Source organism: Carnobacterium sp. FSL W8-0810 (assembly GCF_038007125.1).
Lineage (GTDB): Bacteria > Bacillota > Bacilli > Lactobacillales > Carnobacteriaceae > Carnobacterium_B > Carnobacterium_B inhibens.
In genome coordinates this window covers 947,804-963,862 of sequence record NZ_JBBOWO010000001.1, presented here as the reverse complement: position 1 = coordinate 963,862, position 16,059 = coordinate 947,804, and the positions used below count along the sequence as shown (strand labels likewise).

Below are 16,059 nucleotides of genomic sequence, written 5' to 3'. Positions count from 1 at the left end.
GACTTACTCCTCTCTCTCATTCACAACTTCTTTAGCTATTTCAATCATCATTTTTTCTAGTGATCCTTCGGCAAGTTGCAATGCCCGAGCATCACGAATTAAATGTTCCACAGGATACTCACGACTATATCCATACCCGCCTAACACTTGTAGAGCATGATCAGCTGCAATAACTGAAGCACGACTCCCATACGATTTCGCCATGGTAGATACTTTAGCGTAAGATTTACCTTCTGTTTTCAACTTAGCTGCCTCTTGATAAAGTAGCTGTGTGTTCTCTTTTGCGATAGCAATTTCAGTGATTTTCGTTTGGATAGAATGTAATTGAACAATAGGTGTATCAATTGCATCACGTTTTTTAGCATAATCAACAGCAATAGTCAACGCATGTTCTGTGATACCAGCTGCGATCGCTCCCATCGAAATACGAGCATCGTAGTGGGCATTATCTCCTATTTCTACACCTTGTCCTATTTTTCCTAACAGGTGATCTTCAGTAACCATTACGTTCTCTAAGAAAATTTCTCCTACAGGCGTACCAGTCATACCAATGAATTCTTCTCTCTTACCATGTTTAAATCCAGGCATATCTTCATCAACAAGGAAACAAGACAATTCGTTTGGCGCTGTTTTTAAGAGTACACAGTACACTTCTGCTAAACCGCCATTGGTAATCATTGTTTTATTTCCATTTAAAACCCATTTATCTCCTTCTTTAACAGCACTAGCTGTAAATCCCATTACATTAGATCCGCCTTGTGGTTCTGTTGAGGAGAATCCAAAGACACGGTGGTTTGCTTGCGGCAAATACTTTTCTTTTAATTCAGGTGTTGCATATTTCATTACTTGATCAACGGTTTTATAATGCCCTTCTAAAGTAAAAGCCACACTCGCATTCCGAACAGCAAAATCATATACCGTTTGAGAACTAGCGATAGCATCGAATCCGGCTCCGCCATATTCTTCCGGTATGGTCAACCCTAAAAAGCCTGTGTTCACCATATTGCTCCATAATTCTGAAGGGTACTCTCTGTGTTTGTCAATCCACATATCAAACGGTTTTACTTCTTTATCAGCAAAATCTGTAACCATTTGATGTAGCATTACTTGAGGTTGGGTCAATTTTATACTCATTATTTTCATTCTCCTTTTGTTCAATTATGCACAAGAATTTAAACACTTTTTTAACACGTTAATTATAACGTAATATTTTTTTGATAGACTTGATTTAAATCAAGTACAATCACCCTAAAAAAATTAATGAAGTCTTTTATATTTAGTAGAAAACTGGTAAACTAAAAACGAATTGTGAGAAATTATTGAGGAGATTACAAGATGAATAAAAGATATTTTAAATCTGATCATCATACTTATGAATGTCAAAAAACAGAACATACATGCATAGATTCTATCCCATTATTTCAATCATTATCAGCTGAGCAAAAAGAAAAAATCCATTCATTAATACAACACAAACACTACTCTCGCGGAGAAACGATCTATCGGCCTGGAGAAACTGCAGATTCCCTTTACGTATTAAAGAGTGGAAAAATACGCGTATACCGATTATCAGATTCTGGAAAAGAACAATTGATTCGAATCGTGACTCAAGGAGAGTTTACTGGAGAATTAGCTTTGTTTAAAAAGGGTATTTACGAAGCGTTTACAGAAGCGCTAACAGACTGTTCAATTTGTGCCATTAAACATGCAGATTTTCGTGAATTACTTTTACAATACCCCATGATGGCTGTTGAAATGTTAGCTACCATTTCTAATAGATTGGGAATTTCTGAGCAACAGACAGCTTGGGCTACTACTGAGACCGTAAGAGACAGATTATTACACTTTTTGATCAGTTTAGTTGATTCAAAGGAAATTGAACCAATTATTGAATTAAAGATGGCTAAAAAAGATTTAGCATCTTATTTAGGAACAACATCTGAATCCTTAAGTCGAGAATTCGCTCGATTAGAAAAAGAAGGGCTCATTGAAGAAATTGCTTATGGAAAGATCAAATTACTACATTTTTCCTCCTACTAATTAACCCTTATTTAAAAAACAGAAAATCATTCCTTCAGTTACTTCTAAAAAAGTTGATAAAGATCAATTATTTGATCGTTGATTCTATTTATACTATAGATATTAACTGATAGGAGGAAAAATCATGAAAAAAGCCGTATATCAATTAGAACCATTAACTTGTCCATCTTGTATTAAGAAAATTGAAACCACTTTAACTAAGACAGAAGGAATTGACTCCGTAAAGGTACTATTCAATTCCAGTAAAGTAAGAACACAATTCGATGAATCTAAAATCGAAGCCAGTACTATTCAAGACACAATCCAAAAATTAGGTTACCCAGTATTATCTTCTAAATTCGCTTAGTAAGTTAAATCATATAGCATACTAAAAACATAAAAAAAGATCGCGATTTTTAAGTCGGGATCTTTTTTATATATAGGGTATTCTTATTTAAAGCAATTTATTTATTCTTAATTTCAATTATTTTTTTATCGACTTCTCAAATGCAAGATATCCTTATAAAGAACCGTAAAAAAACAGTTAATAGCTAATCGCCTATATTATATAATGAGGAAATTGCTACGGTTTTGTAAATGTTTAATTAGAATAAAAACAAAAATCTATCTACAAAAGCCTATTACAGCAATAGAATGGCAACGCTGAAGCGAAATAACCATAATCTTCTGCAACTTAACTCGAACAATACATCTGAAGTTGTTATACTTAACTCAACAAACATAAACGTTACAACTAAGAAAATTCTTTAATGGAGGGAAGAAAATGTCTAAAGACGCTATATATCCTAAAAATGTTGTTCCATCACATACATCCTGTGTTTCTTTAGTTCCTATTTTTAATCACTTAGAAAAGGAGCAGCTAGACGAAATAAAGGTAACCACTCAATCTGTTTCATACAAAAAACAGGAACTTATTTATCATGCTGGAGATGAATCGACTTCTCTTTATATTATTCACAAAGGAAAAGTTCGTATATATAGATTATCGGAATCTGGAAAAGAGCAATTAGTTAGAATTTTAAATCCTGGTGATTTTACAGGTGAAATGGCCTTGTTTTCTGAATCTACACATGAGACTTATGCAGAAGCCATGATAGATACAAAAATTTGTCGGATCGATCGTTCAGATTTACAAGACTTTCTATTGAAATATCCCTCTATTTCTCTAAAAATTTTGGCTGAATTTTCTAATCGCCTTGAAGCATCTGAAAAACAATCTTCACGCTTTGCAACAGAAAAAGTTGAAGCACGTATCGCCTTATTTTTAGTCGACATACTCAATGAAGAATTACCTAAAACAACTGAGGTCACTTTACCCATGAGTAAAAAAGACTTGGCTTCTTATTTAGGAACGACTCCTGAGACCATCAGCCGTAAATTCAATGAATTAGAAGATAAAGGTTTAATCAAACAACTGACACACAAACAAATTAAAATCATCGATTTAGATGGATTATTATTAGTTTAAGATAAAACCGTTTTATGAAATAGCCTAATTTTCAGTATTTCTTATATCGGTATAAATTTCTGTTTATATATGGATATCAAAAAGAGGCCAGATTATTATCTGACCTCTTTTTTCATGTTTGATTACTTAAGCTAATCTGTTACTCAAAAAAGTACAGTCTAGTTTCCTTATATGTTTTAAATCGTAATTTCTATCCAATTTCCTTCAGGATCGGCTACAACACTTTCATAGTACCCGTCTCCTGTCCAACGAGGTTGACCAATAACCGTATGCCCATCATCTGAAATAGCCTTGGTTAAAGCATTGACTGCTGGTTCGTTGCCCACGCTAATAGCTAGATGTGCCCAACCTAATGGTGTTTCTTCTGGTCGATAAGTAATAGTAGGTTGTTGCATCAATTCTAATCGTACTTCTGATTCAGAAAAAGTTAAAAAGTAACTGGCAAAACCTCGATTAGTGTTTTCATAACGTTCTCCAGATTGAGCTTTAAAATAAGTTTCATAAAATTGGCGCATTCGTTCAATATCTTTGGTCCATAATGCTACATGTGCTATTTTCATTTAGAGGCCTCTTCCTTGATTGTAGTATTTTGTTCATTTGCGATTTCTGTCCAGTAAGCAGCGTATTTATCTTCCCAGAAAGCTTTGTCTTCTTGAGTGATGTCTCGAATAACCCGACAAGGGTTTCCAACGGCTATCGTATTATTTTTCTCATAATCGACTCGTAAAGTCGGCTCAATGTAGATATCGCCTGCTTCATCTTCAAACGAAGTTCCTCCTACTTTATTTTTACTAATAAAAAACACGTTTTTAAATACGCTTTCATTTAACATTACACATTGCGCCGTTATCTATGTAATATAGTAATCTCCTTATTTCGTCTATATTTTTAAACCAAATAATTAATTCCTTTAGAAAAATAAAGTAAAAGTACAACTAACACTATCTTAGCATGAATAATTAAGGAATAAAAGATACTAAAACACGCCTTGAAGTATCCTAATATAACCCTTTATCGTTTACATAACGGATTCAATTACCTAACACTAGTGATCGACCAAAAGAATCTTTTAACACACAACTCAAAATCATTATCAAAGGATTAACAACAAATCGTGCATTAGTTGGAATTATTATAGCTACCATTCAAACTCCTGATATACTTTTCTTCATCTATCGTCTGTCCATTAGGTGAAAAACAAGTTCACGAAAATACTGCTACACTTGCTGAAAGACACGAAAAAGCAGGTGGTAATCAAAAAAAGACCTGCAGACACACCTTCAAGTGAATCTTCTGCAGACCTATTTTCATAGTAAAAATTTAAATTGTATGTGGTAAAGCTTCTTCTGCTTCACGTGGAGCTGTCAGGATTACAGAAATTACAGCAATCACGACAAACAATACGTTAACCAATAATCCAGTCATACCAGCTAATTCAAAAGAATCATTTGCTGCTAATACTGAGTAAACACTAGATGAGATAGCGACACCAATAGCTCCACCTAAAGAACTAGCCATTTTGTATACACCAGATGCTACACCAACTTTACTTGCAGGTGCTGCAGAAATAGCTGTATCTGTAGAAGGTGTTGCATAAAAACCAAGTCCTAAACCATATAAAGCAAAACCCACAAATACAAGAACTGAATAAAAAGTACCTGGTATAAAGGTTAGAGACATTAGAAGAATCCCAACACCGGCAATGCTTGTACCAAGTAACATTGGTTTACGAGCACCATGTTTTTGTAATGCTTTTTCACCTAAACGAATAGATGACAATACACAAACTAGGTAACCAATTGTTAATAAACCTGATTGGAATGAAGAATATCCTCTACCCATTTGAACATACGTATTTGCAACAAACATCGTACCTGCAGATGCGTTTAATAAGAAGTTTGATAATGTTGCACCACTATATGCTTTATTTTTGAATAATGAAAAATCTATTAAGCTATTTGAATGTTTTGTTTCAACTTTGAGGAAAATAACAGTTGAAAGAATAAATACTACGATAAGGGCAATTGATACTGGGCTTATCCATCCAAGAGAAGAACCATTTGTAATATATAAATTGAACGTTAACATCATGATAACAAAACTAAATAATCCACCTAAATCGAAAGCTTTTTTCTCAGTAGAAACAACTTTACTTTCAGGTGTACCATTGATTAATAAATAACCAGCAATAGCAAAGATAATTGAAAAGATAAAAATATATCTCCATCCTAAGTAAGTGGCAATCACTCCACCGAATAATGAACAGATCCCTGAACCGCCCCAAGATCCAATAGACCAATAGCTAAGAGCACGTTGACGATCAGCTCCATCAAAATAAGTTTTCATAAGTGATAGTGTTGCGGGCATAATCGTTGCTGCTGAAAAACCTTGGATCACACGACCAATAATCAACAATACTGAACCTTGTGCAAATATTAAACATAAAGAACCGATAACACTTAAAACCAATCCAATTTTTGTCAGTTTCACACGGCCAAATTTATCAGCCATTGCCCCTGAACCTACCATAAACATACCTGAGAATAATGCTGTCAAACTAATAGCTATATTTAAAACACTGGATGAAATTCCTAGATCAGCTTGTACAGCTGGTCCAATATTTAACATCGTTTGTGCGAATAACCAGAATGTAATAACCCCAAACACAATACCAACAATTAATCTATTTGTACCCTTATAATTTGTTTCCATTTTCCTTTATTCTCCTTTTACTAGATAATCTACTACAATTGAACCCATTGCTTTTGCAGCAACAATTAAACTTGATTCACTAATTTTAAACTTAGGATGATGATGTGGATAAGCTTCGCCTTCTTCAGGAGCTGCACCCACATAAAAAAACATACTTGGACGTTCTTTTGCATAGTAAGCAAAATCTTCTGAAGGTGGTTGTGCATCACATAATTCAATTCCTTTTAGTTCAGGAATCGTTGTTTGTTTCAAATGACTGATTGTTTCTTCTGTCAACTCAGGGTCGTTATATAAAACAGGATAATCATTTTCATATTCCAACTCATACGTAACATCAAACATCGCTGCAATACCATCTAGTTTAGCGCGAATCTCTTTTTCAATAATCGTACGAACTTCTTCAGACATTGAACGCACATCACCGTCTAAGAGAACAGCGTCTTTGATAACATTGAATGATCCACGGCCATCAAAGTTTCCAATCGTAATAGACCCAACATCAAATGGATTTAAACGACGACTCACGATGGATTGAATAGCAACAACGAAATAACTAGCTGCTACGATAGCATCATTTGCTTTATGTGGAGAAGATCCATGTCCGCCCACACCTTGGATCTTGACATGAAAATTTGCACGTCCAGTTTGGATGTTTTCAGGACGGTAAAATAATTTACCTGTTTCCATTTGAGACATTACATGAATACCAAAAACATTATCAACGCCATCTAATGCGTGGTCTTCAATCATTTTTATTGCTCCACCTGGAGGTACTTCTTCAGCATGTTGATGTAAAACAACGATTTTTCCTGCTAATGAATCTTTTATTTCAATTAAAGATTCAGCTAAGATCAACATATATGCCGTATGTCCGTCATGCCCACAAGCATGCATCACACCTGGATTTTTAGATTTGAATTGGACATCTGCTTCTTCTTCGATTGGTAACGCGTCAAAATCAGCCCGAATGGCTACTGTTTTTCCCGGTTTACCAGAATCAATCGTTACTACTATGCCTCGTCCACCTACATTTATACGTACATTACAGTCTTTATCTTTATAAAAATCAGCAATATAGGCTGCCGTTTTTTCTTCTTGAAAAGATAATTCGGGATTTTCATGCAAATAGCGTCGTATTTCAATCATACGGTCTTGTTTTGCATTCATTTTTTCAAAAAGTACACTTTTTATAGATTCATTCATTTTTTTCTCCTCCTCATTTATCTTTCAGAGCGATTGAATTTGTTCTTTCGTTCTTTACTTTACTCTTCTATTCTAGTTCTGATTCAGAAAAATAGTAGGTCAAAACTTTACCCAAAAGGATTCTTTTTTGCCTTCGTCCTTTTCAGAGAATCCAAATGAAGTAAAGAAAAAGGTTCTTTTTTTACCTTTTTACTTATTTACGCAAAATAAAAGCTCTTATTCTACTGATCATCAGCAAGAATAAAAGCTTTTATTTATAAGTCAGATTCAATTTTTTTCAATTCGATAAAATGAATTGAATTGATATCCATATAGGCATAAAAAGACCATTTCTTTTCAATGATTTCATCATTTATTTCTACATCTGGAGTTGCAGTAGAAATAATGTATTTCATTACCTCTTGATTAATTCCATGCTTGCTGTTTATTTTTCTTAGATTGTCGTATAGTGCCCCATTTTTACGATCAAATTTAAACCGAGTAATTTGGTATTCACTTGGCTCTAGGCTATCAATAGTCACTTGTAATTCTTTACTATGTTGACGTAAGAACAATTCGTCAACTGAATAACGAGGATTAAAATTGCGTTCATGGAAAACAGCAATTTGATAACCGTCTTCATTTTTAGTCATGAGGTGATTCTCTCCCATAGATACGATTGTTCCATATAACCGCTCTTTAAAAAACATCGCATAATAAACCGGTCGTTTCCCATTGAAATAGTGGAAAAGTTCAAGTCCATCCGAAACAATATCTGTACTTTTATGGATTCGCTCATGAATTTCGTTGTTGATCCAAAAACCTAATCCTTGAACTTCTCGGCTTAATTCAATAACCGTATTAAAAATCAATGCTGCTCGGAAAAATGTTCCATTGATATACCGTGAGTCTCCGGTCAATGTATTCCACATATCAAGATATAAGGGCTTTTTGATTCCTTTTTTTTGAAGAAACTGTTTTAATTTTTTTGTTTTATTCATGTGATAATTTTGAGATTTAATAAAATTTTGGTCACTTGTATCCTCGAAATTGATTTCTGTATTTCGATTGGCATCAAAGCTGATAAAGTCAATCTGATGTGCTCGGTTCAATAACCACGTATGACTAGTTTCTATCGTTTCCTTTTCTTCATTAAAAGGTAAAAATACTCCTACTTGGCTATTCGCGGCTCTTTTTTTCACTATTCTTTGTAATGTCTCATATATATTTTCTAACAAGGATGAATCTAGCTTCGTTTCTTTAGGCGCATAAAATAAGATATGCCATCTTTGAACAAATTCTTTTCCAAACACTTGAATGGTATGATTTAGAAACGCCCTTAGCTTAGAAAAATAATCTTTAACATAAAGTATTTCATTTACATTGATGCGCAAGAATACACTAAAACCAAGATCTTTAATAGTTCGTAAAGCTAGATCAGAATTGGCGTAAATGGAAATTGTTGAAATGGTTTCATCTGTATTTACTTCTGGTAAGATCGTCGATCCGCTTATTAAATTTCGAATACCTATAAAATCTATTTTCATAGAGCTATCTGTCATCAAAACTTGTTCTTTTATATTCTCATTCAAAATATCTTTCAGCTCACCGATAAATACAATGTGCTTTTCATGTTCAAGTGTACTTTTTGATTGTTCTGTTGGTGAAATAGTTAATTTTTCACTGGTGAAATTATTGCCTAAAAGAGATTGATTCATTTCTTTATCACAATATTTTGTTAATTTAACTAGTACTTCAGGTGAGTCTAGAATACTAAATGTTCCACTATTTTGTTTAGTCATTTGCCTGTTTGGAATACCTTTTGTTTTGTGTTCTTTACGATAACTAGCAGGCGTTTGATTGTAAGTTGTTTTAAAAGCTAGAGCAAATTGTTTGGCTGTGGTAAACCCATTACGAGAAGCAATTTGAAAAATGGACTCTGATGAATGAACCAAATCCTCTTTACTATGCTTAAGGCGAACGCTAGTTAAATACTTAGAAAAGTTAACTCCAACAAATTGTTTGAAGTACCGTGAGAAATAAGAAGGTGATAAAAATTCTTTATTTGCCATATCTGTCAAAGACAAAGGTTCTCCGTAATTGTGTTCAATATAATTTAAAATACGCGTTATTCTTTCATCTTCTAATTCAATTTGTTCTTGATAAGGAATACTTTTTTTGAAAAATCGAATAATCATTAACAATACTTGGTAAAGATCACTTTGGACACTCACAGAACTGTCTTCACCTTTTTGTAAATGAGCAATCACCATTTTGGCTAATAGACGCCGTAATTGAGATAGAACTTCCTCGCGCCCATTATCAACTTTTTTAGAAAAGCATTCAAAAATATAATGATAGTAGGCTTCATATTGCATTTTGAAAAAGTGATTCGTAATAGATAAAGAAACAAGAATATTAGTTGAGTCTCCGGAAATACTGTAGATGGTATTTCGATTAATAATCAAGATATCACTTTCTTGCAATAGATACTTTTTGCCATCCATAGAAACAGTGAGACTTCCTTCAACCACAAATAAAAGTATCGTACCTGCGAATTGTCTAGATGACATAGATTGAATACTTTGAATGGTAATCTCAAAATCAGTTATAAATTTTTGCTCCATGCTATTCTCCTTTTCTGCAGATTAATCATATAGGATAACCCTTGAAAATTTTCTATAAATTATCCTAAAAACTTTTCTTAGTGTAACCTTTATTCTGCCACTTATTTTTTACAAACAGTCAATTTCATTTTTTTATAATATTAGATTAATTAGTGAGTATCAGATGCATTGCTATTATATGGGTCATTCCATCCGAAATCAAATACGTTTCATTTTTTAGTTTAGCTTATATGACAAAATCGACAATTTTTGTTCCTTACATACCCCGGAGATTAATTCTGGAGTACAAAAAATGTGGTATAGTAAAAGTGTTGTTTTTTAATTAGTTGTACCATGGAGGTATTTATTTGAACATTAATAGAAAGAAAAAAACACTTTTCCTCTATAGCTTTGTTTTATTCTGTGTCGTAATATCTTTATTATTTACACAAAATAATTTCCGATTTTACAAGCAACCGATAGTAGAAATTGTTACAGAAACACTTACTGGAAAAGAAAACTTTAACGATTCAACGTCTAACGACGAGTTATTCCATCAAACTTTAGTTGGGAAAATTAAGAATGGAGAGCAAAAAGATCAACTAATCTCATTAGAAAATACCTACTCCACATCTGGAGCATTTGATCATCAATATCAAGTTGGGGATGAATTATTTGTTTCCATTAAAAAGAACAGTGATAGTTCTCAGTTAACCGGAACTGTTGATGGTCCAAAACGAGATAAATATGTTGTATACGCAGCATGGTTATTTGTACTGACTGTTTTACTTGTTGGGAAAAAGAGCGGCTTATTTTCGTTAATCAGTTTAATAGTCAATATACTTGTATTATACCTCGCATTGAACAGTTATATCCATTCAGAACAAGCCAGTCTATTGCTTATCTCCAGTGGATTAGTTGTTTTTTTCACGGTAACTTCTTTATTATTGGTTAGTGGAAAGAATGAGAAAACAGTTGCTGCTATCTTAGCAACTATAATTGGCACTTTTTCCGCTCTTCTCATAGCCTATATTGTAATGATGCTGACAGCAGAAAAAGGGCTGAGGTATGAGGAAATGGCATTTATAACAAGATCGCCACAAAAAGTATTCTTAGCTAGTATCTTAGTGGGTTCTTTAGGTGCTGTAATGGATATTGCTATTACAATAACCTCTTCACTTTATGAACTATATGATAAGGACAATAATATTTCACTAAAAAGCCTAAAAGAATCAGGGAATGAAATAGGTAAAGATATTATGGGAACAATGACGAATGTGTTATTTTTTGCCTATGTTAGTGGAGGTATTCCAATGATTCTGCTTTATTTAAAAAATGGTTCTACATGGGGATACACTTTATCAATGAATTTATCCTTAGAATTAACGAGGGCTCTTGTTGGAAGCATTGGGATCGTGTTGACTATTCCAATCAGCATCCACACTGCCATTTATTTCATTCATAAAAGGAGAAATAACAAATGAATGTATTAGTTTGTTTATCAATTATTCTATTTGTACTAATGAAGTCCATTAGCGGGGAAAAAGGGACAAAATCATTTATCGCTCTTTTTTTAAACTTTGGTGTAATCCTTTTGACTATCCTTTTAATGGCTAGAGAAGTGAGTGATCCTATTTTTTTAACCTTGATTGCTTGTCTGATCATTAGCTGCATCAATTTATTTTATATAAATGCGATCAATCTTAAATCAATCATCGCCTTTGGTGCTACAATCATCACCTTGCTTTTTTTAGTAGTAATTATTTTTATCATCGTTGGAAAAGCTAACATACAAGGATTTGGAATAGAAGAAATAGAAGAATTAAGTTTTTTTAACTTTTATGTAGGAATAGATTTCCTTAAGATTGCTATTTCTACAATCATTATGGGATCCATAGGGGCCATTACAGATACCGCTATTTCTATTTCTTCTGCAATGAATGAGCTATGGAAACATAATCCTAATTTAAGTCGATCCACTCTTTTTAAATCTGGTATGAATGTTGGGAAAGATATTTTAGGTACAACAACAAATACGTTGTACTTTGCCTTTATCGGCGGCTATCTAGCCTTAATCATATGGTTTAATGATTTATCCTACTCATTTGGTGAAGTGATCAATTCCAAAGTATTTAGTTCGGAAGTCATTTCCATTTTTTGTATTGGAACAGGTGCTATTCTGATCATACCCATTACCGCTGGGCTTACAGCATATTTCTTTACCAGACCTAAAGTTGAAGTTTCAGTAAATAAGAAAATCAGATAAAAGAAAATGAAAGTTCGCTCCAACTTAAAGGGTTCACTTCACTGTCTCTCTTACGTATAGCGTCGTTTCACGGAAGAGTGTTTCAAATCCGCTCTATTTTTCCATTAAAGGAGCGCTAGATTTGCTTTTTGGAGCACGTTTTAGAATAAACATTCATATATAAAGAAAGGGCTGAGATTTTTTATCTCAGCCCTTTCTTTTAATAATTCATTCTACTTTTTATAAATCTCCAGTTTTTTCTTGATACGTTTGCAATTGGTACATATCATAGTAAGTACCTTCTTTACTGATCAACTCATCATGGGTACCTTGTTCCACGATTTCTCCATCATTTAAAACTAAGATTTGATCTGCATCTTTAATCGTCGATAATCGGTGAGCAATAATCAATGATGTTCGGTTTTTGCGCATGTTAGATAAGCCTTTTTGAATTTTCTCTTCTGTTTCTGTATCTATATTAGCTGTTGCTTCATCAAGAATCAAAATTTTAGGCGAGCGCAGAATGGTTCTGGCAAAACTGATCAATTGCTTTTCGCCTGAAGATAAACTTGCCCCGCGTTCAATGACTTTAGACCCATAACCATTTTCCATAGTTGAGATAAAATCATCTGCATAGACAAACTCAGCTGCCTTCTTAACGTCTTCTTTTGAATATTTATCACTGTACATATGGATATTGTCTGCGATCGTACCGTAAAACAAGAAGCTATCTTGTAAAACAAGTCCCATTTTAGTGCGAAGTTCTTCTACGGGCATGTCTTTCAAGGAGTGGCCGTCAATACTAATTTCACCGTCGTGGTAATCATAGAAACGCATGAGTACATTAATGATCGAACTTTTCCCTGATCCAGTTTGGCCGACTAAAGCCACTGTTTCACCTGGCTTCACTTCAAAATTTATGTTACGCAAGACTTGTTTCTTTCCATCATAAGAAAAATTTAAATTGCTTACTTTGATATGTCCTTCAGTAATTTCAGCATGACTTCTGGCATCTGTTTCTGGAGCCAATTCCTTACTTTGAAGCAATTCTTGGACCCGGTGTCCAGAAACGATCCCATCTTGTAAAGAACTTAAACTGTTCATCATTTGACTGATTGGCTGGAAGAATGAGCGAGAATAAGCCGTAAAAGCATAAACTAAACCAATATCGACTGCACTTTGGTTCCAATCTTGGTAACCAAATATAAGCAGTACGATCACCAAAGCAAGTGATTCAATCACATTGATTGCCGGTGCTAGTAATAATGCATTCATACTGTACATGGAACGACGAGTAGCTACATACTCTTGATTGACCTCATCGAACTCTTTTATCAAGCGCTTCTCTTGATTGTATTTCTGGATGATACTCATCCCGCTGATTGATTCACTCAAATTTGCATTCAACTGACTCAATACTTTTCGCATGCGGCTGTACACAAGTGTACTCTTTTTCCGATAGATCCCTGCGATCCAAACAATGATCGGTGTGAACAGAATAAATACCAATGCCATTCGCCAATTTAACGCAAACATGGCAACAGCAATCGAAAGGACATTAAACAACCCCGTAGAGATCGTTAAAAATACGGTCCAAAAATCTTTGATGGTCTCTGTATCATTTGTCACTCTGGAAACCACTGTACCAGCTGGTGTTTGATCAAAATACCGCATTCCAAGTGAAGTGACCTTTTCATACAGTTGGTTTCGTATATTTCCCACGGTTCTTTCTGAAGCTGTATTGAACAGAAAATCTTTTACATAGGCAAATACTGCCTTCAAAATCGTCAGCACCCCATAAAAAGTGACGACTCTGATGGTGATGTCCATGGTTGCAGTTCCATTTGCTAAATAAGTGTCGATATACCGCTGTATAATGATTGGCAAATACGCAGCGACTGCTGAACCTAGCGCTAAAAATAAAAATGAAAAGGCAAAGAGGAATTTATATGGTTTTGCAAAACGAAAGAGGCTGAGTAAAATAGACCAAGATTCTTTATTGGAGAAAGCCGTTTGTTTTTGGTTATCCAACTATACTCCCTCCTTGTCTAATTTTTTTTCGAGTTGTTGTTTATGGTACATGTCGTTATACCAACCTTTTGTTCCTATTAATTGTTGATGAGATCCGCGTTCGCTGATGCTTCCATTTTCCATTACAATAATTTCATCTGCATGCATGATCGAACTGATACGATGTGCAGAAATAATAGTTGTCTTGTGGCTTCGTTCTTGCTTCAATGAATTTAAAATAGCTTCTTCTGTATGAGCATCTACGGCTGATAAAGAATCATCTAAGATCAAGCATTCTGGCTCCACAGCTAAAGCTCGAGCAATCGCAATACGTTGTTTTTGTCCACCAGACAAAGAAACACCACGTTCGCCAACTTGGGTATCATATCCTTCTGGAAATTGCAGAATATCTTCATGAATATTTGCTGTTTTGGCATACTGCTCTACTTCTTCTTGAGTCAATGTTGGATTTCCAAAGCGGATATTTTCTCGAATCGTTGTGGAAAACAAAAAGTTTTCTTGCGGAACAATAGCAATGCCCTTTTTTAACGACTCTAATGCATATTCTTTTATATTGATGTCATTGTATGAGATTTTCCCTTCATACTGATCGTATTCACGCATCAATAATTTATAAATCGTGCTTTTACCAGAACCTGTTCTTCCAACGATTCCCAACATGTTCCCTTTTTCTAAATGAAAATTAATATTCGTTAAGGCTGGATGTATGTCGTCAGGATACGTAAAGGAGTTTAACTCAAATGCAATATCGCCATCTAAAGCTTCGCGATAAGGATTTTCTATCTCTACAATAGATGGATCATAATTTAATAAAACTTCTACTCTGTCATAAGCTGCACTTCCGCGTTCCAACGTATTGATCAGTCCACCTACAGCTAACAACGGCCATTGCATCATGCCGATGTAACTGATAAACGCTACTAAATCTCCAATAGAGATCCGTCCATTTTGAACAAAATTTCCACCAACTAACAAGGCGATTACATACGTTAATCCCATGACGATCTCAATGCTTGGATTTAAAGCGGCTTTTAATTTGTATACTCTTTGATTTTTATCTACAACTTGTTGTGTTTCTTCTTTAAAAGCAGAAAAATCTTCTTTTTCTTCACCAAGTGTTTTTAGGACTTTCATACCTGTTACACTTTCCTGAACATGATCATTCATGGAAGAAAAAGCTTGCAATGCTCCACTATAACGCGCATGAATCATTTTCCCTAAATAAGTTGACACAATGATCAAAATTGGCAAAGGCAAAATAGATACCAGTGTCAGTTTCCAGTCAATGAAAAAGAACATTGAAAAGAGCGTTACACCACCTAAGGATAAAGCATCTGTTAAAGTCAGTACACCATCTGCTGCAACAAACCGAATAGCAGCCAAGTCATTTGTTGCATGAGCCATCAAATCTCCTGTACGATATTTATGATAGAACTCGGAGTCCATTCGTGTAAAAAATGAGAATAACCGATTGCGCAAAATGGATTCGATCAATGTCGAGTTTCCAAACAAAGCCATTCTCCATCCGTACCGCAATGCGTACATGACAAGGGAAAACAAGAGAATCAACCCCACCCAAAAAAGCAAGATCTTCCAACTCAATGTTCCAGCTATAAAATGATCGATAATCGTTCCAATGATCTTTGGATTCAAAACCTGTAAAATAGCACAAATAATTAAAGCAGCTACACCAAAAGAGTAACTTTTCCAGCGCAGTTTGAAAAACCAGCCGTATTTTTTAAAAGTAGTAAACATTATTTCGTTCCTTTCCTTTT

13 protein-coding genes are annotated in these 16,059 nt (G+C 34.3%); 5 read left to right on the top strand and 8 right to left on the bottom strand.

All coding sequences use genetic code 11. The annotated features are described in order from the left end of the window. Window positions 1–3: 3 nt before the first annotated feature. Window positions 4–1,134: an acyl-CoA dehydrogenase family protein gene (locus NST49_RS04685; protein ID WP_187948529.1), complete on the bottom strand. Its 1,131-nt coding sequence runs from the start codon at window positions 1,132–1,134 to the stop codon at window positions 4–6. 201 nt (window positions 1,135–1,335) lie between these two features. On the opposite strand from NST49_RS04685, the gene NST49_RS04680 reads away from it, so the two are divergent. From NST49_RS04680 to NST49_RS04670, 3 genes are all read left to right on the top strand, one after another. Next, the gene (locus NST49_RS04680; RefSeq protein ID WP_023179183.1) at window positions 1,336–2,040 is read left to right on the top strand and encodes a Crp/Fnr family transcriptional regulator; all 705 of its coding nucleotides are present in this window, start codon (window positions 1,336–1,338) and stop codon (window positions 2,038–2,040) included. 124 nt (window positions 2,041–2,164) lie between these two features. Further along, window positions 2,165–2,386, top strand: coding sequence for a heavy-metal-associated domain-containing protein (locus NST49_RS04675; RefSeq protein ID WP_023179185.1), 222 nt, complete (start codon window positions 2,165–2,167; stop codon window positions 2,384–2,386). A 417-nt stretch (window positions 2,387–2,803) separates the two neighbouring features. Beyond that, the gene (locus NST49_RS04670) at window positions 2,804–3,508 is read left to right on the top strand and encodes a Crp/Fnr family transcriptional regulator (RefSeq protein WP_023179187.1); all 705 of its coding nucleotides are present in this window, start codon (window positions 2,804–2,806) and stop codon (window positions 3,506–3,508) included. A 176-nt stretch (window positions 3,509–3,684) separates the two neighbouring features. On the opposite strand, the gene NST49_RS04665 is transcribed toward NST49_RS04670, so the two are convergent. The 5 genes from NST49_RS04665 to NST49_RS04645 all read right to left on the bottom strand — a co-directional run bounded on the left by NST49_RS04665 (window position 3,685) and on the right by NST49_RS04645 (window position 10,029). Further along, complete coding sequence (locus NST49_RS04665; RefSeq protein ID WP_023179189.1) at window positions 3,685–4,068, bottom strand: VOC family protein; 384 nt, start codon at window positions 4,066–4,068, stop codon at window positions 3,685–3,687. Next, entirely contained in the window at window positions 4,065–4,340 is a 276-nt protein-coding gene (locus NST49_RS04660; RefSeq protein WP_023179191.1) for a hypothetical protein, read from the bottom strand. Before NST49_RS04660 ends, NST49_RS04665 begins: the two co-directional genes overlap by 4 nt. Before the next feature lie 488 nt (window positions 4,341–4,828). Continuing rightward, window positions 4,829–6,220 (bottom strand): MFS transporter, encoded by a 1,392-nt coding sequence (locus NST49_RS04655; RefSeq protein ID WP_023179193.1) that lies wholly within the window; start codon window positions 6,218–6,220, stop codon window positions 4,829–4,831. Window positions 6,221–6,226: 6 nt separating this feature from the next. After that, the gene (locus NST49_RS04650; RefSeq protein WP_034537615.1) at window positions 6,227–7,423 is read right to left on the bottom strand and encodes an amidohydrolase; all 1,197 of its coding nucleotides are present in this window, start codon (window positions 7,421–7,423) and stop codon (window positions 6,227–6,229) included. A gap of 254 nt (window positions 7,424–7,677) precedes the next feature. After that, complete coding sequence (locus NST49_RS04645) at window positions 7,678–10,029, bottom strand: helix-turn-helix domain-containing protein (RefSeq protein ID WP_034537617.1); 2,352 nt, start codon at window positions 10,027–10,029, stop codon at window positions 7,678–7,680. Window positions 10,030–10,376: 347 nt separating this feature from the next. Here NST49_RS04645 and NST49_RS04640 point away from each other — a divergent pair, with 347 nt between their 5' ends. Both NST49_RS04640 and NST49_RS04635 read left to right on the top strand, forming a co-directional pair. Then, window positions 10,377–11,492, top strand: a complete 1,116-nt coding sequence (locus NST49_RS04640; RefSeq protein WP_341047316.1) for a YibE/F family protein — start codon at window positions 10,377–10,379, stop codon at window positions 11,490–11,492. Then, complete coding sequence (locus NST49_RS04635) at window positions 11,489–12,274, top strand: YibE/F family protein (RefSeq protein WP_034537620.1); 786 nt, start codon at window positions 11,489–11,491, stop codon at window positions 12,272–12,274. The genes NST49_RS04640 and NST49_RS04635 overlap by 4 nt, the downstream gene beginning before the upstream one ends. Before the next feature lie 219 nt (window positions 12,275–12,493). On the opposite strand, the gene NST49_RS04630 is transcribed toward NST49_RS04635, so the two are convergent. After that, window positions 12,494–14,284 (bottom strand): ABC transporter ATP-binding protein, encoded by a 1,791-nt coding sequence (locus NST49_RS04630; RefSeq protein ID WP_023179199.1) that lies wholly within the window; start codon window positions 14,282–14,284, stop codon window positions 12,494–12,496. After that, window positions 14,285–16,039 (bottom strand): ABC transporter ATP-binding protein, encoded by a 1,755-nt coding sequence (locus NST49_RS04625; RefSeq protein ID WP_023179201.1) that lies wholly within the window; start codon window positions 16,037–16,039, stop codon window positions 14,285–14,287. Window positions 16,040–16,059 lie beyond the last annotated feature (20 nt).

What these genes read in the sequence shown, in the direction of transcription:
- NST49_RS04655 (WP_023179193.1), bottom strand. Translation starts at nt 6,220, where the DNA reads ATGGAAACAAATTATAAGGGTACAAATAGATTAATTGTTGGTATTGTG.
- NST49_RS04660 (WP_023179191.1), bottom strand. Translation starts at nt 4,340, where the DNA reads ATGTTAAATGAAAGCGTATTTAAAAACGTGTTTTTTATTAGTAAAAAT.
- NST49_RS04675 (WP_023179185.1), top strand. Translation starts at nt 2,165, where the DNA reads ATGAAAAAAGCCGTATATCAATTAGAACCATTAACTTGTCCATCTTGT.
- NST49_RS04665 (WP_023179189.1), bottom strand. Translation starts at nt 4,068, where the DNA reads ATGAAAATAGCACATGTAGCATTATGGACCAAAGATATTGAACGAATG.
- NST49_RS04680 (WP_023179183.1), top strand. Translation starts at nt 1,336, where the DNA reads ATGAATAAAAGATATTTTAAATCTGATCATCATACTTATGAATGTCAA.
- NST49_RS04685 (WP_187948529.1), bottom strand. Translation starts at nt 1,134, where the DNA reads ATGAGTATAAAATTGACCCAACCTCAAGTAATGCTACATCAAATGGTT.
- NST49_RS04650 (WP_034537615.1), bottom strand. Translation starts at nt 7,423, where the DNA reads ATGAATGAATCTATAAAAAGTGTACTTTTTGAAAAAATGAATGCAAAA.
- NST49_RS04645 (WP_034537617.1), bottom strand. Translation starts at nt 10,029, where the DNA reads ATGGAGCAAAAATTTATAACTGATTTTGAGATTACCATTCAAAGTATT.
- NST49_RS04635 (WP_034537620.1), top strand. Translation starts at nt 11,489, where the DNA reads ATGAATGTATTAGTTTGTTTATCAATTATTCTATTTGTACTAATGAAG.
- NST49_RS04670 (WP_023179187.1), top strand. Translation starts at nt 2,804, where the DNA reads ATGTCTAAAGACGCTATATATCCTAAAAATGTTGTTCCATCACATACA.
- NST49_RS04625 (WP_023179201.1), bottom strand. Translation starts at nt 16,039, where the DNA reads ATGTTTACTACTTTTAAAAAATACGGCTGGTTTTTCAAACTGCGCTGG.